Source organism: Acetobacterium wieringae (assembly GCF_023700225.1).
Taxonomy (GTDB): domain Bacteria; phylum Bacillota; class Clostridia; order Eubacteriales; family Eubacteriaceae; genus Acetobacterium; species Acetobacterium wieringae.
This window is the reverse complement of the sequence record NZ_CP097897.1, coordinates 957682-978466: the sequence shown is the minus strand read 5'-3', so window position 1 is coordinate 978466 and position 20785 is coordinate 957682. Positions and strand designations below refer to the sequence as shown.

General features: G+C 42.0%; 23 protein-coding genes. All 23 read right to left on the bottom strand.

All coding sequences use genetic code 11. From position 1 onward, the window contains the following. Nucleotides 1-60: 60 nt before the first annotated feature. A complete protein-coding gene (gene trpS, locus CHL1_RS04845) occupies nucleotides 61-1071 on the bottom strand; it encodes a tryptophan--tRNA ligase (RefSeq protein ID WP_070371856.1) in 1011 nt (336 codons plus the stop codon). Nucleotides 1072-1154: 83 nt separating this feature from the next. Continuing rightward, entirely contained in the window at nucleotides 1155-1967 is an 813-nt protein-coding gene (locus CHL1_RS04840) for a glutamate racemase (protein ID WP_070371855.1), read from the bottom strand. 4 nt (nucleotides 1968-1971) lie between these two features. Continuing rightward, on the bottom strand, nucleotides 1972-2565 hold the full coding sequence (locus CHL1_RS04835) for a xanthine phosphoribosyltransferase (RefSeq protein WP_070371854.1): 594 nt from the start codon (nucleotides 2563-2565) through the stop codon (nucleotides 1972-1974). A gap of 113 nt (nucleotides 2566-2678) precedes the next feature. Then, nucleotides 2679-4781, bottom strand: a complete 2103-nt coding sequence (gene fusA, locus CHL1_RS04830) for an elongation factor G (protein WP_250934932.1) — start codon at nucleotides 4779-4781, stop codon at nucleotides 2679-2681. A 100-nt stretch (nucleotides 4782-4881) separates the two neighbouring features. After that, the gene (locus tag CHL1_RS04825; RefSeq protein WP_148637435.1) at nucleotides 4882-5634 is read right to left on the bottom strand and encodes a SigB/SigF/SigG family RNA polymerase sigma factor; all 753 of its coding nucleotides are present in this window, start codon (nucleotides 5632-5634) and stop codon (nucleotides 4882-4884) included. Further along, the gene (locus CHL1_RS04820) at nucleotides 5624-6037 is read right to left on the bottom strand and encodes an ATP-binding protein (RefSeq protein ID WP_070371852.1); all 414 of its coding nucleotides are present in this window, start codon (nucleotides 6035-6037) and stop codon (nucleotides 5624-5626) included. The genes CHL1_RS04825 and CHL1_RS04820 overlap by 11 nt, the downstream gene beginning before the upstream one ends. Nucleotides 6038-6060: 23 nt before the next feature. Beyond that, complete coding sequence (locus CHL1_RS04815; RefSeq protein ID WP_242871621.1) at nucleotides 6061-6357, bottom strand: STAS domain-containing protein; 297 nt, start codon at nucleotides 6355-6357, stop codon at nucleotides 6061-6063. 114 nt (nucleotides 6358-6471) lie between these two features. Further along, complete coding sequence (locus CHL1_RS04810) at nucleotides 6472-6828, bottom strand: DUF948 domain-containing protein (protein WP_070371850.1); 357 nt, start codon at nucleotides 6826-6828, stop codon at nucleotides 6472-6474. 16 nt (nucleotides 6829-6844) lie between these two features. Next, nucleotides 6845-7222 (bottom strand): YtxH domain-containing protein, encoded by a 378-nt coding sequence (locus CHL1_RS04805; protein WP_070371849.1) that lies wholly within the window; start codon nucleotides 7220-7222, stop codon nucleotides 6845-6847. A 96-nt stretch (nucleotides 7223-7318) separates the two neighbouring features. Then, a complete protein-coding gene (locus tag CHL1_RS04800; RefSeq protein WP_070371848.1) occupies nucleotides 7319-7582 on the bottom strand; it encodes an HPr family phosphocarrier protein in 264 nt (87 codons plus the stop codon). A 23-nt stretch (nucleotides 7583-7605) separates the two neighbouring features. Further along, nucleotides 7606-9339: a phosphoenolpyruvate--protein phosphotransferase gene (gene ptsP / locus CHL1_RS04795; protein WP_070371847.1), complete on the bottom strand. Its 1734-nt coding sequence runs from the start codon at nucleotides 9337-9339 to the stop codon at nucleotides 7606-7608. Between the two features lie 27 nt (nucleotides 9340-9366). Further along, nucleotides 9367-9966, bottom strand: coding sequence for a recombination mediator RecR (recR, locus tag CHL1_RS04790; RefSeq protein WP_070371846.1), 600 nt, complete (start codon nucleotides 9964-9966; stop codon nucleotides 9367-9369). Between the two features lie 6 nt (nucleotides 9967-9972). After that, complete coding sequence (locus tag CHL1_RS04785; protein WP_250934931.1) at nucleotides 9973-10275, bottom strand: YbaB/EbfC family nucleoid-associated protein; 303 nt, start codon at nucleotides 10273-10275, stop codon at nucleotides 9973-9975. Nucleotides 10276-10406: 131 nt separating this feature from the next. Next, nucleotides 10407-12155, bottom strand: coding sequence for a DNA polymerase III subunit gamma/tau (gene dnaX / locus CHL1_RS04780; protein WP_070371844.1), 1749 nt, complete (start codon nucleotides 12153-12155; stop codon nucleotides 10407-10409). A gap of 155 nt (nucleotides 12156-12310) precedes the next feature. Continuing rightward, complete coding sequence (locus tag CHL1_RS04775; RefSeq protein WP_070371843.1) at nucleotides 12311-13657, bottom strand: hypothetical protein; 1347 nt, start codon at nucleotides 13655-13657, stop codon at nucleotides 12311-12313. 144 nt (nucleotides 13658-13801) lie between these two features. Next, nucleotides 13802-14350, bottom strand: coding sequence for a BMC domain-containing protein (locus tag CHL1_RS04770; protein ID WP_070371842.1), 549 nt, complete (start codon nucleotides 14348-14350; stop codon nucleotides 13802-13804). Nucleotides 14351-14409: 59 nt separating this feature from the next. After that, nucleotides 14410-15366, bottom strand: a complete 957-nt coding sequence (locus tag CHL1_RS04765; RefSeq protein WP_070371841.1) for a DUF7973 family transport facilitator — start codon at nucleotides 15364-15366, stop codon at nucleotides 14410-14412. A 23-nt stretch (nucleotides 15367-15389) separates the two neighbouring features. Continuing rightward, nucleotides 15390-16715: a 4Fe-4S dicluster domain-containing protein gene (locus CHL1_RS04760; RefSeq protein WP_070371840.1), complete on the bottom strand. Its 1326-nt coding sequence runs from the start codon at nucleotides 16713-16715 to the stop codon at nucleotides 15390-15392. A gap of 14 nt (nucleotides 16716-16729) precedes the next feature. Next, nucleotides 16730-18139 carry an aldehyde dehydrogenase family protein gene (locus CHL1_RS04755; RefSeq protein ID WP_070371839.1) on the bottom strand — a complete coding sequence of 470 codons (1410 nt, stop codon included), beginning with the start codon at nucleotides 18137-18139 and terminating at the stop codon, nucleotides 16730-16732. A gap of 35 nt (nucleotides 18140-18174) precedes the next feature. After that, nucleotides 18175-18585: a GlcG/HbpS family heme-binding protein gene (locus tag CHL1_RS04750; RefSeq protein ID WP_070371838.1), complete on the bottom strand. Its 411-nt coding sequence runs from the start codon at nucleotides 18583-18585 to the stop codon at nucleotides 18175-18177. 28 nt (nucleotides 18586-18613) lie between these two features. Continuing rightward, the gene (locus tag CHL1_RS04745) at nucleotides 18614-19624 is read right to left on the bottom strand and encodes a cob(I)yrinic acid a,c-diamide adenosyltransferase (RefSeq protein WP_148637432.1); all 1011 of its coding nucleotides are present in this window, start codon (nucleotides 19622-19624) and stop codon (nucleotides 18614-18616) included. A gap of 12 nt (nucleotides 19625-19636) precedes the next feature. Continuing rightward, nucleotides 19637-19915 carry a EutN/CcmL family microcompartment protein gene (locus CHL1_RS04740; protein ID WP_014356937.1) on the bottom strand — a complete coding sequence of 93 codons (279 nt, stop codon included), beginning with the start codon at nucleotides 19913-19915 and terminating at the stop codon, nucleotides 19637-19639. A gap of 16 nt (nucleotides 19916-19931) precedes the next feature. Further along, the gene (locus CHL1_RS04735) at nucleotides 19932-20744 is read right to left on the bottom strand and encodes a flavoprotein (protein ID WP_250934930.1); all 813 of its coding nucleotides are present in this window, start codon (nucleotides 20742-20744) and stop codon (nucleotides 19932-19934) included. Nucleotides 20745-20785: the final 41 nt, after the last annotated feature.

Here is a 20785-nt window from a genome sequence, read left to right as displayed (position 1 = left end):
CGCTATTCTAAAAAATCACCATCCCTTTTTGGAAGATGGTGATCAAAACTGTCCTGAATATTATACGGTCACAAAACCTACTTTTTTGCGCACCTTTGACAGGGTTCGCCAGGCAATCTGGGAGGCCTTTTCGGCATGAACATGCATAATCTGTTCCAGATAAGCCTTTTCACCGAGTAACCGGTGATACTCGTTTTGAACTGGCAAAAGGGTATCGGCGACCGTTTCGCCGACGGCCAGCTTGAAATCTCCATAGCCCTTGCCATCAAATTCCCGGGTGACTTCTTCCAGACTTTTTCCGGTGGCACAGGAATAAATTTCCATTAAATTAGAAACCCCAGGTTTTTCTTCACGATTATGATAGACAGCCATATCCGAATCGGTAACAGCTCGTTTAAACTTCTTGACAATCGTTTTAGAGTCATCCAACAACGAAATAAAGGCATTGGCATTTTCATCCGATTTGGACATTTTTCGATTTGGTTCCTGAAGACTCATAATCCGAGCTCCCGACTCGCCAAAATACGCTTCCGGCACCTTAAAGACGTTACCAAAATTCTGATTGAAACGAATGGCAATGTCCCGGGCCAGTTCCACATGCTGACGCTGGTCGTTGCCCACCGGCACCAGATCGGTTTGATAAAGTAAAATATCTGCGGCCATCAGCACCGGATAGTCAAACAAGCCAACCCGGATGTTTTCCCCCTGCTTTTGGGATTTGTCTTTAAATTGCGTCATGCGGCTCAGTTCGCCCATATAGGTTGAACAATTTAGAATCCAGGCCAGCTCTGAATGCTCCGGTACCATTGATTGCACATAAAGGATCGATTTTTCCGGGTCAATCCCCAGGGCTAACAGCAGCGCAATCGATTCATAAGTCCGTCTGCGTAAATCGGCCGGGTTCTGGGGCATGGTGATGGCATGCAGATCAACCACACAAAAAAGGCTACGATAGTCCTCCTGCATCTTTACCCAGTTTTTCATGGCGCCAAAATAATTGCCAATGGTAAAGGTTCCCGATGGTTGGATGCCGCTATATACTATTTTTTTTACTGGTGCTTCTGTTGTCATAGTTACTCCTTATTTTAATGGCAGGTCATTCTTGGTTTTCGACCAACTGCCATGATCTCTTTAAATTTCTGTACTGAGCAGGTTTATGGTAATTCCAATTCTGTCAGTTCCAGCGAATCACAATCAAGTTCCAATTCTTTGATCATTCGCTCGAAAATATCATAATCGGCTGTCGTGAGAATTTGGGTACTGCCAACTTCCTCCTGGGTGTTGAAATAGTTAAACTCGGTCAGGTGCTTGTTTAACTGCCGAACCAGGCCATTGGCCGGGTTGATCAGCTCAAGCTCCGGGTACATTTGTCGGATGGTGACTGCCACAATCGGAAAATGAGTACACCCCAGTAACAGTTCTTCGATAATAATGCCTTGTTTGATGCCTTTTAGTAAAATCGGTTCAACGGCTTCTCGGATATTATTTTTCAGGATTTTTAAATCACCCTGACCATCATTAATGACCTTGGCCAGGGTATGGGTTCCCTGAGCGATATACTCGACCTCCCGGGTCCACAACTCCAGTTCCTTTTCGTAGCCCCGATTTTTGACGGTGGCCGTTGTGGCAATCAGTCCAACCAGACCGCGATCCCGCCAGTTGAGCGTTTCCTGAACTCCGGCTTCAATGACACTAAAGAGCGGCACCCGGGCGCTCAGCTCAACAATCAGCGAAGAAAGGGTGTTGCAGGCTAATACCACAGCTTTTACCCCTCTATTTTCGAGATCACGGATTATGGTATTTGCCAGCATGATCAGTTCGTCGTTTTCCCGCTCACCATAAGGCATTCGCATTGAATCGCCAAAGTAGAGATAATTTTCATTGGGCAGCCGGTCTTGAAGTGCTTTCAGGACGGTAAAACCACCGATGCCCGAATCGATGACGCCAATGGGTCCATTGTTGTCCATCGTTTCACTTCTTTCCTGATTGATCACGGAATATAATCCCTTTTTCCTTACTCATGTCATCGATGATCGCCAGAGATTCCAGGGCGACACCCTGCTCACGGATTAACGCCCCGCCATCCTGAAAACCTTTCTCGATAGCGATTCCCACGCCCACCAGGGTGGCCCCGGCCTGATTGATTAAATCGATTAACGCTTCGACCGCTTTGCCATTGGCCAGAAAATCATCGATAATTAAAATACGATCGGTTGGATTTAGATATTTCTTTGATACCATAATTTTATAAGCCTGCTGTTTGGTATAAGAATAGACATCACTGGAATAAATTTCCTCGTCTAAATTAAGCGATACATATTTTTTTCCAAAAACCACCGGACAATAGTCAAAATACCTGGAGGTACTGGTTGCAATGGCAATTCCTGATGTCTCAATTGTCAGGATTTTATTGACTCCCTCTCCGGCAAAGCGTTTGGCAAAAACCTTTCCCATTTCTTCAAATAATTTCACATCCAACTGATGATTTAAAAAAGAATCCACTTTTAGGATTCCCTGGCCTTTGACGAGGCCTTCTTGTCTGATTTTTTCTTCTAATAATTCCATTGACTGCTCCTTCGTAACCTAATCGAATTATTATAACATACTCTTGTTGATTTGAACAACCACGATTCCACTCCGTTTCTTTGCAGAAAGAAAGGCGGGAATCTCTTCCCGCCTCAGGCTGTTAAAGTCAGCTTTATTGTTCTTTTTCTTTTTTGTGCCGCAGCGATAACTTTTTCAGCAATAATCATTGGAGCTTCTTCATAACGAACGAATTCCATTGAAAACTCACCTCTCGCTTGGGTCATCGAACGTAACTCCGTGGCATACTTGAACATTTCCGCCAGCGGTGCTTCTGCTAAAATTCGTTGTCGTCCCCCCGCTGCTGATTCCATTCCCATGATACGCCCACGTTTTTTGTTTAAATCACCCATGATATCACCCATATACTCTTCCGGGACGGTAATATCAATGTGATAAATTGGTTCCAGAAGAACTGGTGCCGCTTCCTTCATGCCTTTGCGGTAAGCCAAGGTGGCCGCCATTTTAAAGGACATTTCATCGGAGTCCACAGCATGATAGGATCCATCATAGAGCGTTGCTTTGACACCAGTAACCGGATAACCAGCCAGAACACCTTCAATCATACACGCTTCCAAACCCTTTTCCACGGCCGGGATGAAGTTACGCGGAACCGCCCCACCAACAACCTTATCAACAAATTGAAATGGTGCATTGGGATCATCGCCGGGCTCAAAATCAATCCAGACATGACCAAACTGGCCGCTACCACCGGATTGTTTTTTATGTTTTCCTTCAGCCGTTGCTTTTTTCTTAATGGTTTCCCGATATGGCACTTTCATATCAACCAGATTGACATCGACACCGAATTTTTGTTTCAGTTTTTGAGAAATAATTTCCAGATGCATCTCTCCCAAACCGGAGACCAATGTTTGCTTGGTTTCCTTATTTCGGCTCACTGTCATGGTTGGATCTTCTTCCACCAGACGGTGCAGGCCAGTGGCCAATTTATCGATATCTGCTTTGGTTTTGGGTTCAATCGCCATCGATATAATTGGCTTGGGCAATTCTATTTTATCATACACGATGGGCGATTTGATGCTGGTTAAGGTATCCCCGGTAACCGTATCATTTAACTTGGAAAACGCTCCGATATCCCCAGCTTCCAGCTTTTCGACCTCGATCTGTTTATTTCCTCTTAATACGTAAATATGATTGGCTTTTTCTTTAACTTCCTGGGTTGCATTATATACTTCAACTGAATGATCCAAAACCCCTGACATCACTTTAAAAATTGATAACTTGCCAACATAGGGGTCGGCAATCGTTTTAAATACCAATGCCGAAAATGGTTCATTATTGCTACATTTGCGCTCGATTTCTTTTTTGTCCCGGGGATCTTTTCCAATTTCAAATTTCCCCTTGCCTGGCGATGGCAGGTATTCTATAATCATGTTTTCCAGGGTTTCCACCCCAATATTCAAAACGGCAGAGGTACACAATACCGGAATTATTTCACCATTATCGATCCCCTGACGAATCCCGGTATGGATTTCATTCCGGGTCAGTTCTTCACCTTCAAAGTATTTCTCCATCAGACTTTCACTGGTTTGGGCTACTGACTCCATAATCATATCCCGATAGGGTTCCAGTTCTGCTTTCATTTCATCTGTGATGGGCACATCAAAACAACGATTGTCTTTTCGCTGGCTACCAGTCAGATCAACGATGTTGACAACCCCATTCATCGCCTCTCCTTCACCCATTGGTAATTCAAAAGGCACAACCTTATTGCCAAAGGTTTCTTTTAATTCGTCCATCACCTTGGCAAAGGTGGCATTTTCACGATCCATTTTATTAACAACAATAAATGCTGGAATATTTGTTTTTTCCAAAAGTTCGATAGCTTTTTCAGTTCCGACCTGAACACCCGAAAGTGCATCAACGACGATAACAACCGCATCGGCCACTCGAAGTGCCGCATAGGCATCCCCAATAAAATCAAAATAACCTGGCACATCAATAAGATTGATCTTATGTCCACCAAATTCTAAAGGAATAATAGATGATGAAATTGAAAACTTTCGTCTTTTTTCTTCTGGATCAAAGTCCGATAGGGTATTTCCCTCGTCAATTTTTCCCATACGATCAACGGCACCTGCATTAAATGCCAATGCTTCAGTCAAGGTTGTTTTTCCGCTCCCACCGTGACCTAGTATAAGAATGTTACGGATGTTCTTTGTTGGATACGTTTTCATGCTGTTTCCCCCTCGCTTATTTTGCCAATGATTTAATTGGTTTTTTTGGTATAAAGCTATTTTATATTATTTCTAAAAAATAATCCACAAAAAGATTTATTTATAGATCTTCTTTTATTTTTTTCATAACTTTTTTTTCAATTCGCGATACCGTCATCTGGGATTTGTTAATAAACTCGGCCACTTCTTTTTGGGTTTTACCCCGAAAAAATCGCTGTTCCACAATAATCCGTTCAACCGGATTAAGTGATTGAATTTTTTGCTTTAAAAGATCGATATTCTCGACATTTTCCATATTGTTATCCAGGTTTCCCAATAAATCCATCAGGCTGACTTCCTGTCCATCCTGATTGCTTTCATATTCCATTGATAACGATTTCGGATAGTACGCATTGCTACTTTCCATCGCTTTTATGATACTCTCTTCTGATATCTCCAGATACACGGCAATTTCAGAGATCGTTGGCGACCGCATCAGCTTATGTTCCAGGGTCGTTCGGGTTTGGTTTATCTCCCGATTGAGATCCTGAACCTTACGAGGTATCCGGATCAGCCATTCTCGATCCCGGTAATAGCGCTTTATTTCGCCAATTATCGTTGGTGTGGCAAAAGTATCAAACTCATAGCCGCGACTGACGTCAAAGCGTTCCACCGCATACATTAAACCCAGACAGGCGACCTGAAAAATATCTTCATTATCGCCGTTCTTATGCCCATATTTCCGGGACAGAATCTTGGGAATATAAAGATAATTCTCGATAATCAGATCTCTTAGCTCCCGATCCCGTGTTTCTTCGTACTCGGCAAATAGCTTTTTGACATCTTCCTTACTGATTTTTCTTTCATATTTCATGGGTCGTCGATAGGTTCTTGATCATGGTAATTGAGGTTCCAGATCCTCTCTCACTAACTATTTCCACCCTATCCATTAGTGATTTGATGATAAATAAACCAAACCCCCCTAATTGTTGGCCATTAAGATCCGGCTTGGCCACTGTTTCTGGCTCAAAACCAATACCTCGGTCGGTTACCGTAAAAACTAATTTATTGTTCTCAACAACATAGGTCAAATCGTAGGTTGTATCGGTATTCTTACTATGGTTTAAGGCATTTGTACACGCCTCGGATACGGCAACTTTCAGATCTTCCACGTCGCCGATTGAAAATCCCATATTATTTGCCACTGACGCAATTGTTAGCCGTGCCAGGCTGACATACTCAGGTTTGGTCGGTAATGTCAGTTTTATACTATCCATTCTTCTTCCCCTTCTCAATTTGCTTAGTTTACAGGGTTGTCTACGATTTCAATGATCTTATCAACGCCTGTGAGTGACAACAATTTTTTGATGTTGGGCCGTGGATTTATCATAATAATTTTTTGTCCCATTTCTTTTGTTTTATTTCGCAATTCAATGAGAACCCCCATGCCGGTGCTATCCATATAAGATAACTCAGAACAGTCTAAAATGATTTCCGGGGCCTGTGTTCTTATTTTTTCTTCAATTATTTCCCTGAATTTTTCAATAGAATAAATGTCGATTTCGCCTTTAATACTGACCATACTTGTTTTTTCCATTTCAATTATGCTGTTACTGCTCATATAATCTCCATTTCACAATTAATCTGTAAATTCAAAACAAGGCCCAATGAGGTAACCACCGTCATTGGGCCCAGGGCTGTAATCCACGGCCTATACCTTATCTTTTCTATTTCTGGTTTGAAAAACTCCCAAGCCTCTCTTCAAAATCGATGCGGCCTTAACCACGGGGTCAATCACATCCTGTTTAATGGTATTAAACGCCAATTCAACCTCATCTACCATCAGATTTGACTTATCCACAATCTGGGCTGTCGATTTTGTGATATCGTCGGTATTTTCCATAATGCTGTGAAGAGCCAAACGGTTTTCTTCCAAAAGCTTTGTGGTTGTGTCGAAGGTTGCTGCCAGACTTTTAAACAGCTTAACTAAATAAACGGTTCCAAATACGAAGGCAACACCCACAAGTAATAGAGCCAGTTCCCACAAGCTAAAATTTAGCGTTATCATTTATGACTTCCAACCTCTACTCTTCTTTAGCTGCAACTTCAGCCTCTTCACTTGACTCCGCTTCTTCTTTTTCAAGGGCTTCCAATTCCTCACTCAGATCAGCAATATCCTGTTCAACTTCGTCTTGAATTTCCTGAATTTTGCTTTCAATCTGATTCTTATATTCATTTACCCGTTCAGTAAATTGTTCTTGCATATCCTGGAATTGTTCTTTGAGATTTTCACCATATTCAACGGCTTGATCATAGGCATTACCCAGTGCGCCTTCAGTGCCTTCAATCAATTTCTTTCGAGTTTCATCGCCTGACGATGGCGCCAGCAACACACCCAATGTCCCGCCGATGATGGTTCCCAGAAAAAGTCCGCCAACAAAATATAATTTGTTACTGCTCATTTTAATTCCTCCATTATTCATTGTGATATTTATCTCATTTTACCTCATAATCTCCTCAATTAACAGTTATTTCTTAATTTTTTTATTTCAAAGAAACTATTCGCCAAACTTATCATTAATTAATTGCACCAGTGCATCCACTGCTTCAGTTTCGTCATCGCCTTCGGCCTGAATCTCAATGGTTGTTCCCTGAGAAATCCCGCCAGCCATAATGCCCATAATGCTCTTGGCATTAATTGAATTTCCTTCTTTGATTACAAATATTTTTGATTTGAACTTTCCGGCTGTTTGCACAAACATTGACGCAGGGCGGGCATGCAAACCTGTTGCATTTAAAACTGTTACTTCTTTTTTTATCATTGTAATCCTCCTAATGATTGTTTTTAATTATATAGATTTAATTTTTTCATTGATTCCTGTACAAAATCCATTATTTCCTCACCCGTCTCCATATTAAGAGCGGCCGTAGCGATGGCCTTTGCATCTTCATAGCGAACACTGCGAATAATCTTCTTAATCTGAGGAATTGATAACGCACTCATACTGAATTCATCAAGACCCAGACCCAATAGGAGTATTGCCGCCAGAGGATCGCCAGCCATTTCACCGCACATCCCGGTAAAGAACTGATCTTTTTTGTCCGACGTAGCCGTTACCAATTGAATCAGACGCAATATAGCTGGGTTAAACGGGTCATATAGGTATGAGACTTCCTGATTCATTCTGTCTACCGCCAGCGTATATTGACAGAGATCGTTTGTGCCAATACTGAAGAAATCAACCTCTTTTGAAATAATGTCGGCGGCAATCGCTGCCGACGGAATTTCAATCATAACTCCCACCTTTACGTCCTTGTCATAAGCAATCTGCTCATCATCCAGTTCTTTCATGCAGTCTTGCAGGATGGCTTTTGCTTGTCTCACCTCGGTAATCGAGGAGATCATCGGAAACATAATATGTGCATGACCATATACACTGGCCCGCAGGATTGCCCTGAGTTGGATTTTAAATAAGCCGACCTCTTTAAAACACAAACGAATTGCCCGTAAACCCAAAAATGGGTTCAGTTCGTCATCCATCGGCAAATAGGGGAGTTTTTTATCCCCGCCGATATCCAGGGTTCGGATAATTACCGGCCCGTCAGGAAACGCTTCTAATACTGAACGGTAGGCCGCAAACTGTTTTTCTTCGCCGGGCATTACATCGCTGTTCATGTACAGAAATTCGGTTCGGTATAGCCCAACACCGACACCTCCGTTCTTCAGAACTCCTGCCGCATCATTGGGTTCGCCGATATTTCCAACCAGCTCAACCTTTCTGCCATCCAGCGTAATCGCATCCAAATCTTTTAATTCTTCCAACTCTTTTAAATAATCCAGATATTTTTGTTTTTCTTTTTCGTAGGACTCCAACTCTTCATTGCCGGGATTAACGCAAACCCTGCCTGTCAAACCATCAACAACCATTAAGTCTCCGGTTTTAACAGTCTCCGTAATATCACACAAACCAAGAACAGCTGGAATTTCCAAACTACGGGCCATAATGGCGGTATGCGATGTTCGACTGCCAATATTGGTGGCAAAACCCTTCACCCGCTTTTTATCCATCTGTGCCGTATCCGATGGCGTCAAATCATCGGCGATAATAATCACATCTTCATCCAGTTGGGATAAATCTGCCTGGACAATTCCCAGAATATTCTGGAGCACTCGTGTTCCGACGTCTTTTATGTCGGCTGCCCGGGCGCTGAAATAGGGATCATCCATCTGATCAAAGATCTCATAAAAACGATCGGTTACAATCTTAACCGCATTGTCGGCACTGAGATGACTATCATTAATTTCTGCTTCTACCCCTTCAACAAATTCCGGATCATCCAAAACCATGGCATGGGCTTCAAAGATCGCACCTTCTTCCTCCCCGAGCTCACTAATTGCTTGTATCCGGATTGTTTCCAACTGCTCATGACTTTTCTTTATGGCATTCTGAAACTTTTCGATTTCTTTGTCTGGGTCTTCAACTTTATTTTTATTTACTTCAACTATGACTTTTTCGTAAACAAGTGCCTTCGCAATGACAATACCAGGTGATGCAATGATTCCTTCTTTAACAAACATCTTAATTCTCCTTTAATTATTAGAGGTTTATATCTCACTTCTTCCTTCAAAGGCTTTAATTAATGTGATTTCATCTGTATATTCAAGATCCGCACCGATGGGAATACCCTTTGCCAACCTGGTGACTTTTACACCAAGGGGACTGATCAGATTCCCTAAATACATGGCTGTGGCCTCCCCTTCTACGGTAGCATTTGTTGCCATGATAACTTCTTTAATGTCATTTTCTCCAAGACGCAGTAATAGTTCTCTGGCTTTGATGTCCTGCGGTCCAATCCCGTCCAGCGGTGAGATGGCACCATGCAGAACATGGTACAGCCCATTATACTCCCGGGTTTTTTCAATTGCAAAAATATCCCGGCTGTTTTGTACAACGCAGATGGTTTGTTGATCCCGCTTCGGATTCTCACAAATATCGCAGATTTCTTTATCCGTGATGGTATAACACTTCTGACATAGTCCAATTTTAGCTTTAGCAGACGTTAGTGCCTCAGATAAGCTTGCAATCTCTTCATCCGAGAGGCTAAGAATATGAAAGGCTAATCGTTGTGCTGATTTTTCTCCGATCCCCGGTAGTTTACCCAACTCCAGAACCAACCGCTCAAGGGTTTTTGGATAATAACCCATCGAGCACTACATTAAACCTGGAATATTCATTCCACCGGTAATTTTGCCCATTTCAGCATTAACCATGTCTTCTGCTTTGACGATGGCCTCATTGACCGCAGCAACCACCAGGTCTTCCAGCATTTCAATATCATCTTCATCAATCACTTCCGGATCGATCTTAATTGACAGAATCGTTTTTTTTCCTGTTGCAACCACTTTAACAGCACCACCGCCTGCAGTAGCTTCTACTTCACGTTCTTCCAGTTCGGCTTGTAACTTCGCCATATCTTGTTGCATTTTCTGCACTTGTTTCATCATGTTATTCATGTTTCCATGCCGCCCATTCCGACCGGCAATTTTCTTTTTGCCATTCTATCCTCCTGTGATTTTCTATTCTTAATAACTTCATTATTATAACACTAATGGTCTATGATTATCACTATCTTTTTACCCTAATTTTACAGTTCGTCATCGGCATTGATTATTTTTACTGCCTGATCATTAACGATTCTCAAGGTTTTTTCGACCAGGTCAAGTTCGTTAAAATTCTCGTCTTCCAGTTTAATTGTGATCGAAATTTCCTTGCCCAACTTTTGCAAAAGAGCCATTTCAAAACCTTTAATTAACTCTGGTTTATTGACAAACTGGTAAAAGTTTCTGTTTTCAGGCGAATAAACAATCAAAAGATGTGTCTCATCCTCCAACGTCGGTTCACCGCGCTTTAAAAACATAGCCTGACCTGAGTTTGTTTTTCCGATTTCTTCACAAAGCATTTTAAAGAATAGCATCCCATCGTGACGGCTGCTTCCACTTTTTATTTTAATATCCGATTTTGCATGAACCGGAGCCTTGTCCGATTCACCTTCCGGCCCCTCGTCTGCGCTATTAGTTGTTTCAGATTTCTCTGCTGGCACCGAAATAACATCTGCCGCCGACTTGCTTATTTCACTTTTTACTATTTCATATTCAGCTGGACGTTTTAGTGACTCTGCCTGAATTTCTGACTTTCGGCATGTTTTCTCCAGCCTATCGTGAGGTCTACTTTGCAGCAGCGGTTTTTTTTCGTTGTTTTGGAAAACTGTTTCGACCGCCGGAATCAAAGCTGTCTGTTGATCACCGAGGCATATCTTTAACAAAGCCATTTCAACGATAATTGCCTGTAGATTACTGTATTTGAGTTTATTTTTTTCTTCTATTAAAAGGCTGATCATTCGATATAGTCGGTCAAACGTTAATTCTTTTCCTAATTGTTGGTATATGATAAAGTCATCAGGACTACAGAGTAGTATTTCTTTAGCCGTGTCTTTTGCTGTTTTTGTAATCAGCACTCCCCGTAGAAATTCGATGATCTGATCCATTAACAGTATTGAATCTTTACCATTATCAACCAGGTTCCGTAAGTTACTCAAGACGCCAGCGCTGTCATGAGCAAGAATCAGTTTTACCAGGTCACCAATAGCCTGTTTTTCTGCCATACCAGTAAACGCCAGTAGGTCTTCAACCGTGACATGGCCAGCTTCATCCTTGAGATCAATAATCTGATCCAATAAGCTGAGAGAATCACGCATTGAGTTCTCCCCCCGGCTTGCAATAAAATCAAAACTCTCATCGGACATGGTCACCTGAATATCCTGACAGATTTTTTTCATCTGTTCGATGATTAACGCTTTCGGTATCGGACGGATTTCATAGCGTTGACAACGGGATAAAATTGTCACCGGACATTTATTCGGTTCTGTTGTCGCCAATATAAATACGGCATGTTCCGGTGGTTCTTCCAGCGTTTTTAATAGCGCATTAAAAGCCTCTTTTGTGAGCATGTGTACTTCATCGATAATGTATACCTTGTACTTGCCAACAGTCGGCGGATATTTTATGCGCTCACGAATTTCGCGAATTTCATCGACGCCGCGATTGGAAGCACCATCGATTTCGATGATATCCATTACTCCCGGACGATCGATTTTCAAACAAACATCACAGCGATTGCATGGGTTTCCATCAATTCCATTGGGACAATTGATTGCTTTTGCAAATATCTTTGCCAACGATGTTTTTCCGGTTCCTCTAATTCCGGAGAAAAGGTAAGCGTGTCCAACTCGGTTAAACTTAATCTGATTTCTTAGTATTTTCGTAATACTATCCTGTCCCACAACCTCATCGAAAGTTTGTGGCCGATATTTTCGATAGAGCGCTAAGTATGACATTGTTCCCTCATTTTCCTGTACTTAATTTTACTTTATTCTACTTTATTATATTACAATCGTAATTAATTGTATAGTCAAATGCATGCATACCCCATGACAGTCATTTATCAAAAAAGAAGTTCCTTTTGAGATATCAAAAGGAACTTCCTAAATTTTTATAGAAGATGAAACGGTAGTTCTTTTTCTTTTTTAGCTTTTTTTGCCTGTTCTTTTTCAGCTTGAGCTTTTTTTCTTTTTTCGGCAATTTCTGCGCGAACGTTTTTTTCTTTTGCAATTGCACGTTCAATCGCACTTGCCGTCAATTCTTGCAGTTCTTTTGCTTTATTCCTGATTTCTTTCCGTAGCCGATCCTCCAGCTCGATTTTGTTTTTTTCCTTTTCTTCGGCTTCTTTTTGACGAGCCCGCTCGATTTTTTGTGCTTCTTCTTGCTCGGCCTTTAATTCTGCCTTGGCTTCAGTTTCTTTTTTGGCTTCAAGCTCTGCTTGTTTTTTTGCTTGTTCCTGTTTTTTTGCTTCTTCCAACGCTTGTTTCTCAATCGCTGCTTTTTTAATTGCAGCTGCTTCTTCCTGAACTTTATGATGCACTTTTTCGATTAGTGCCTTGGATTTTTCTGCCACTGCCTTAGCTTTCTTCTCAGCAGCTGCTTTTGCTTCTGCTGCTTTTTGAGCAAGTTCTTCCGCCTCTGCTTTGGCTTTCGCTTCTACTTCTGCCTTGGCTTTTGCCTCTGCTTCTACTTTGGCTTTTGCCTCTGCTTCTGCTTTGGCTTCTGCTTTGGCTTTTGCCTCTGCTTCTGCCTTGGCTTTTGCCTCTGCTTCTGCTTTGGCTTTCGCCGCTGCTTCTGCCTTGGCTTTTGCCTCTGCTTCTGCTTTGGCTTTCGCCGCTGCTTTTGCTTTGGCTTTCGCCGCTGCTTCTGCTTTGGCTTTCGCCGCTGCTTCTGCTTTGGCTTTCGCCGCTGCTTCTGCTTTGGCTTTCGCCTCTGCTTCTGCTTTGGCTTTTGCTTCTGCTTTGGCTTTTGCCTCTGCTTTGGCTTTTGCCTCTGCTTCTGCTTTGGCTTTCGCCGCTGCTTCTGCTTTGGCTTTTGCCTGTGCTTCTGCTTTGGCTTTTGCCTCTGCTTCTGCTTTGGCTTTTGCCTCTGCTTCTGCCTTGGCTTTTGCCTCTGCTTCTGCTTTGGCTTTTGCCTCTGCTTCTGCTTTGGCTTTCGCCGCTGCTTCTGCTTCTGCTTTGGCTTTTGCCTCTGCTTCTGCTTTGGCTTCTGTCTTTAATTCTTTTTCGACTTCTACCTGTACCTCAGTTTTTGATGCTTCCGATTTCTTGGGATTGCTATCACTCGAATCCTCGGCATTATCCTCTTTGCCCGTGATCACTCTGCCAACCTTTTTTATAAAATCGTCCAATTTTCCCACTTCTTCATTCCCCACTTCACTTGAATTCGATAGATCCGAACCACTTTGAATAGCTGTGTCCTTTGTTAATTGTGATTTAGGTTTACTTTTACGAGCCATGACGATCTCCTTTTTAATGACGTAATTTTCCTTCTATTTTTTATAAATGGCCTTGGTGCACTTATAAAAAACAGAATTTTGATGTATAAAAAACAAATGACCGAAGCCATTTGTTTTTTATACATTTTAATTTTTAATCTTCAGTTAAAATAGAATTTTTGCAATATCCTTATGTGGAGATGATATTACCGAATAACTCGTAATGAGATTCGATTCTGCCATTTCCGTCTGGGCCGTTTGAATGGCCATTTTAACAGAAGAAATTTCGCCAGTGATTAATACAAAGCCTTTACCACCCAAGCCTCTAGCAATTCGAATTTCCAGGAGTTCTACGTTTGATGCTTTCGCACAAATATCTCCGATTAAAATTGAAGAAATTGCATTAATCGTTTCAACAATACCCAGCGATTTCACATCACCGATTTCCCCAGCGCCTAGCATTGCTGGCAGAACATCAGGGTGAATATTCGGTATAACGTGAGATTCTAACATATGGATACCACCCACATGCGCCCCATTCTTTATTGACGCCTCAACAGCACCGACATCTCCAGCAATAATACTGACGTATTTTCCAGGACATAAGGGTGATGCCATCAGCAGCTCAACATTAGCGGATTTCAGCATTTCATCAGTGGATTCTATACCAACTGGAATGCTCTTAAATTCCATAAAACCAACTGCTTTTTTCAAAATACCACTTCTTTCTATACTGTGAATGTTTTTATTTTACCAGATTGCGTTAATGCGTTTTAAACGAAAATGAATCCGCCTAAAATTGTAAAGTTAATGAACTGTGTAATAAAGATTGTTACAGCAGGAGGGTCGATATGGGTATCGCAATGGCTATTTAAAGTTTTTGCAGCCCATTCACCAACAAATGCTGTGAACATACCTGTAATTGCTGCGCCAATAATGGCAGCAAACGGATTCAATGTAGCTGAGAATACGATTACTGCGGTTGAACCAGAAGGTAAAACAATATGATGCCATCCTTCAAAATAATGTCCGCACATAATCAGGATCAGTGAGATAGCAGCAACAGAGAACCCAATTACTGGTGTCATTGAGAATAAGTATGCAGCTTCTTCACTTCCGCCAACTAAACCTAATGTACCTAATGTAGCAGCAACGCCACCAATTAAGATACCAATACCTGCGCCGTAAGTAAGAACAAATCCTAAACGGCTTCCAGTAGTAATCCATTCGCGTTTTTCACCAGCTGGTGTTTTTCCTGTGATACCAGTTTTACCAAATACTAAACGTACAATAATACCAGACAGCATTACGGTGAAAGCAACAGTGTCGGTCCAGCCGGCAGCGCCTTCTCCCAAAATACCATTAAAGAGAATTGGTCCAACCAGTGGTCCAACAATGTATTGGATCAGGAAACCAACCATACCGAAGATACCACCAACGATCAATACCATTGGATCACCAAATTTTACCAGTGGTGTTACGATGTCTTGACCATTTTCAATATGATTTCTTGTCATTGCAAACGCAGCACCAGCTACAGCACCAGCGAAGGCAACATGTGGACCAAACCAAGAACCAAAACTAATAATACCAATTGCAGGTGCCCCAAAATCTCCACCCATGATTGCCGCCAAAACGGTTAAACCGGTGAAAACAAAGGCTGTGATCCCGCCCATAAATGTGGCTAAGACGCCACCGCCAAATGCGGCGATTAACATTGTAAAGTCCATAATTATCCCCCTTAAAATATGATTTAGGACTCGATAGTGATTTTTTCACTATCCGCGGCTGAAATCCTACCGCTAATACTAGCAAAAACTTTTGAGCTCAGTTTACCTTCAGGAATATCCCCGATAAGTTGTCCTCGTTCCACATGATCCCCAACGTTTACAACTGCTACTGCAGGAGCACCTATATGTTGTGACAATAATAGGTTGACTTTAGTAAACGTCTTATCCGTTTCAACCATCGGAGCCGGAAGATCATACTTCGTCAGTCCCAATCGTGATACCAAACGGTAAACGTTAAACTGTTTGCCTTCTCTGAAGGGCACAGCTGATGTTGGTGCATTGTGGTGAGGATTTTTGATCCCCTTACTTCCCAGTTCTCGCTTTAGCATGGTATTGAACTTCCAAGGTTGTAAGTCCATTACACATGCATATTGACATAAGCCACATTCACAGCATAGAAAAGCGTTTGTAGCTTGAGTGGACGTATCGCAGGTTGAACCATAGGCAGCAATCCGCATTAACTTATGGGGTTCCAGGTTATGGCCCAAAGCGTATCGCGGACACAGCTCGGTGCAATAGTTACATTGCATACAAGCCATCCCTGCCATTTTCATGGTTTCCTTGATGGACTTTGTCTTAGAAATTATCAATGGATGATCTTTTGCTAAAACAATCAGTCCTTTCGTTGTTTTTGTAATCGTTGACTCTAAATCGACGATTTTACCCATCATCGGTCCGCCGTTGATCACGACAAAATCCGTGATGGTTGTTCCGCCGGCTAATTCCAAAGCTTCGCGAACAGTAATACCAAGTGGTACCTTTGTTGTGAGCTTATTCTTAACCTCACCTGTTAATGTCAAATATGTATCTGTAACCGGTTTATTGTCTACCATTATATCATAAATGTTCAAAAGTGTCTCCACATTTATAACTAATGTATTAACATTTAACGGAATTCCGGCTTCAGGCACAATCCGTCCCGTTGTTTCATAAACAAGGACCTGTTCATCTCCCGCTGGATAGAAATTCTTTAACAAGTGCATTCTAATCTTGGGAAATGCTGGTAATTCTTTGTTTAATGCTTCAATAGCAGGTGTATATTTCTTCTTGAGGCCAATAATGCCTTCCTTTGCTTGTGTGTGATCCATAACAGCCTGGAGTGCCGTTAACATTTTAACAGCCTCCAGTGCCATCAGTTGTTGATCGACGCGCAATAGTGGTTCGCATTCTGCTCCGTTGACAACGACGGTATCAACTTTGCAATTTAATTTGACCTGGGTTGGAAACCCTGCCCCGCCTGCACCTACAATGCCGGCGTTTTGTACCAATTCTACTAAATTTGCGCTCATGAACAACACCTCTATTATTTAATCGTAAATCCTCCTACTAATACACATCTTCGTTTACGAGTAAATGTCTTAGCAGATGTTAGACCTTCACCGGTCGGACCAGCAATGGTAAAGGTTGTATAGCCTTCCCCACCAACTCCGATACCAGCATATGAAGGGCCATTTTTAACAAAAATAGTGGTTTGCACTCTTTTTGCCATTTCAGTTAAGTTATTGATATTTGTTGAATGCATAATCGCAGTATGTCGATTACCATGTTCCAGCGCAACAGCCACATCAATTCCTTCTTTAATATCTTTTACACGAACAATGGGAAGGATTGGCATCATTAATTCTTCAACAGCGAAGATATGATCTTTACTGGTTTCCATAATGATTACCCGGATGGAGTCGTCAACGTCAATTCCAATACCTTTAAGAATTACTTTGGCGCTTCGTCCCACATAGTCACGACTCAGGCGACCACCGGGAATAACCAGCTCTTCCAATTCGGCAATTTTCTTGGCGTCTTTCAGTTCATAAGCACCATTTTTCTTCATGTTAAAGATCAGGTAGTCGGCAACTTGTTCGACGACAACAACTTCTTTTTCCGCAATACAGGGAAGATTATTATCAAAGCAACAACCATCAATAATATCTTTCCCGGCTTTTTCGATATCAGCGGTTTCATCAACCAGCGCTGGAGGATTTCCGGCACCAGCTCCAATCGCTTTTTTGCCACTCTGTAATACAGTCTTGACTACACCTGGTCCACCGGTAGCACAAAGCATGGTGATTTTGGGGCTGGCAAACATGGTATTGGCACTGTCAATTGTTGGTTCTGCAGTTGTAACAATCAGGTTTTCCGGACCACCAACCTCTAAAATCGCCTTGTTTAACAATTTAACTGTTAAAGCACTGGTTTTTTTTGCGCTGGGATGGGGTGCAAATACGACTGTATTTCCTGCCGCTAACATGCCAATTGAATTACAGATAACTGTTTCACTGGGATTAGTCGAAGGTGAAACTGAGCCAATCACGCCAAATGGAGACTGTTCAATTAAGGTTAACCCGTCATCACCAGTGAAGGCATCGGCAACAAGATCTTCCACACCGGGTGTTTTTACTGTTGCCAATTCATGTTTTAAAAGTTTATGTTCATAATTTCCCATGCCAGTTTCTTCAACTGCCAACTGGCAAATCATTTCCATATTTTCTTTTTTGAGCATTTCTGCCCGCATCGCTGCTATCAATTTGCTTCGAAAGGCTATTGGCTGTCTCATGAAGGTTTTCTGCGCTTCATAAGCTGCATCAATGGCGTTCTCCATATCATTAAAGATCCCAAGCTCACCATCTTTAAGTGGCTTTCCGCCTTCAACTGCACAATCGATTTCTGCCATTACTTTTTTTACAATATATTCTATACCTGTAGTATCTATATTCATACGAGGTACCTCCTGGATCGTGTTAATTTTTTGTCTTATTTTATAGCGTCTAGTCCAGCTTGAGCAACAGTCATGTCTTCTGCAACACTGCCGCCGCTTACTCCGATACCGCCGATGATTTTACCCGCTTCAAAAATCGGGAAGCCACCGCCAAACACAACCATTCTTCCTTTATCGCAGCTCGCAATTCCAAAAAGTTGTCCTGACTCTTTTGCAAGGTCAGCTGCCTGATCGGTGCCCATTTTAAGAGCAACTGCAGTATAAGCCTTATTGGTTGCGATATCCATACTGGCCAATAAAGAATCTTCCATCCGGTTAAATAATACGGTGTTACCACTGGCATCACAAATTACGATAACCATTGGTACATCGATTTCGATTGCTTTTGCAGCCGCCGCTTCTGCCATTTTCTTTGCCATATCTAATAATTTTCCAGTAGTCGTCATTTTTCTTCCTCCTGATTAATTAGTATTTTTATAACACAGCTAACGCACTCTTTGCAATAATCATATCTTCATCGACACTTCCACCACTTACGCCAATTCCGCCAATGACTTCGCCATTGACTTTTAAAGGATATCCCCCGCCAAAGACGACCATCCGACCATTATTGGTCCATTGGAGGCCATAGAGAGAGCCATCTTCTTTAACGACGCTGGCAACTTTATCCGTGGACATTTTCAATGCATTGGCAGTATAGGCCTTATTCACTGAAATATCAATGCTGACCATTAAAGCATCTTCCATCCGTTCAAAGTAGGCTAAATTTCCACCGGAATCGACCACTGAAAAGACAATGGGGACATTGATTTCTTCAGCCTTTACTCTGGCAGCAGCAGCCATTTTCTTGGCCAGTGTCAGTAGACTATATTCTTTATCACACGTGTCTTCATTGATACTTTCTGCTTGCTCAGTTTCTAACAGATTCAATTTTTCTTTGACCCGGTCGACTATTTGTTTTACAACACCATTAAACTCAACTGTCCGCGCCAGCACAAAAAGGGTATCCGAGAGTCGATTGACGAATTTTACCAATTCTGGACGACTTTCTTCATTTTCGCGATTATATTTTACAATCAATCGCTCACCGCGTCTGACAACGGTGCGGGCAACATGTAAAGCTGCTGATGCTGGACTGGCACCAGGAATAATGAACGCCTTTTGAGGACCAATAATTGCTAAATAGTGTTCCATCGTGCATTCCATGTAATCCACATCTGCCTGAGTAATTTTGTCCGCCAGCATGGTCTTGCCTTTTTCATCGCTGGCAAGTTCTGCTCCGAGAACAAAAATGCGCTTCTGCAGATAGTGCAGTATTTCTCTGATTTCCTGATCATCACAAAGTGAATATGCTAAACCAATGGCCGAATTTGCTTCGTCCATGGTTCCATATGCATCGACACGGATATTATCCTTCGGGGTACGACTGGATCCAAAAAGACCCGTTTCCCCTTTGTCCCCTCCTCGGGTATATACATTTGGCATCACATCACCCCACTAAACAATCTGAATTTCGTCAACAATGCCAACAATAGTCATATCCAGCGGAGCCATTTTGTCACCGTAAACATAACGGGCATTGCTCCCCGACGTTACGATCACCGTTTCTCCGATACCTGCACCTACTGAATCAACGGCTATTGCTGTCGACGAACTTGAATATTTTTCAAATTCACCATACTCATCAATTTTTTTAATGATTAATAATTTACATCCCACAAGATTCGGATCTTTCTGGGTTGATACGACGTTTCCAACTACTTTTGCTAACTGCATATATTCACCACCCTTATTAAACCCTGATAATCTGAAGCCCAAATTCCTTGGCGGCTTCCGCTGCATACCCTGTCAAAATTGATGCTGAAGGTATCTTAATCACATTTGATCCCCGGGCTTTTAAAATATCAACCCGCGAGATAACGTTTTTATCAATCAGACACTCACCAGTATTATGAGCTGAGACCTGATTTACCACCGCTTCGCTTTTAGCTGGGGCAGCTGTCTTTGTAACGATTAAATCATTTGTTTCTGTGGGAGTTCCACCAACACAAGTAGCATATAAGTCTTTGCCACATACTAACTTCATCCCAAAATCACGCAGTGTTTCAATGTTATTATTTAACATTTCCCGATATTTAGGCGATGATTTGCCCATCCCCAGTGATGCTCTTTGAGGATCATCCGGATTACAGGCATTAACTGCTGCAACTACTGGCGTTCCAGCCATAAATCCATGATTAATGAGCGATAACAGCACTGTATCAGTTATTCCCACCGCCAGTTTAGCAGCCGTATTCACGCTCATGGTAGCGATCACAAACATATCTGCCGATCCATATAGCTCTTTTTGGCTTTTTATGTTGCCACTGTGGTAAATTACATCAAGATTTAATTCTTTTTGAATCGCAACAGGATCTAACACCTTCATGCCATCATCAGAAAGAACAACTTTTAATTGCCAACCATCTTTTTGTAATTTCAACAGTGAATCCATCGAATCCTTAAAACCAATCGTCGCTCCCGTAAAGAAAACAACTGCTTTTTTAGGTTGATTTTTTATTCGCCTGACAACCTCGTCAACGATTTTTTGAATAAGTACATCCAATAATCCGTTTTCGAGCATTTTCTCCATGTCCAAATTCTATC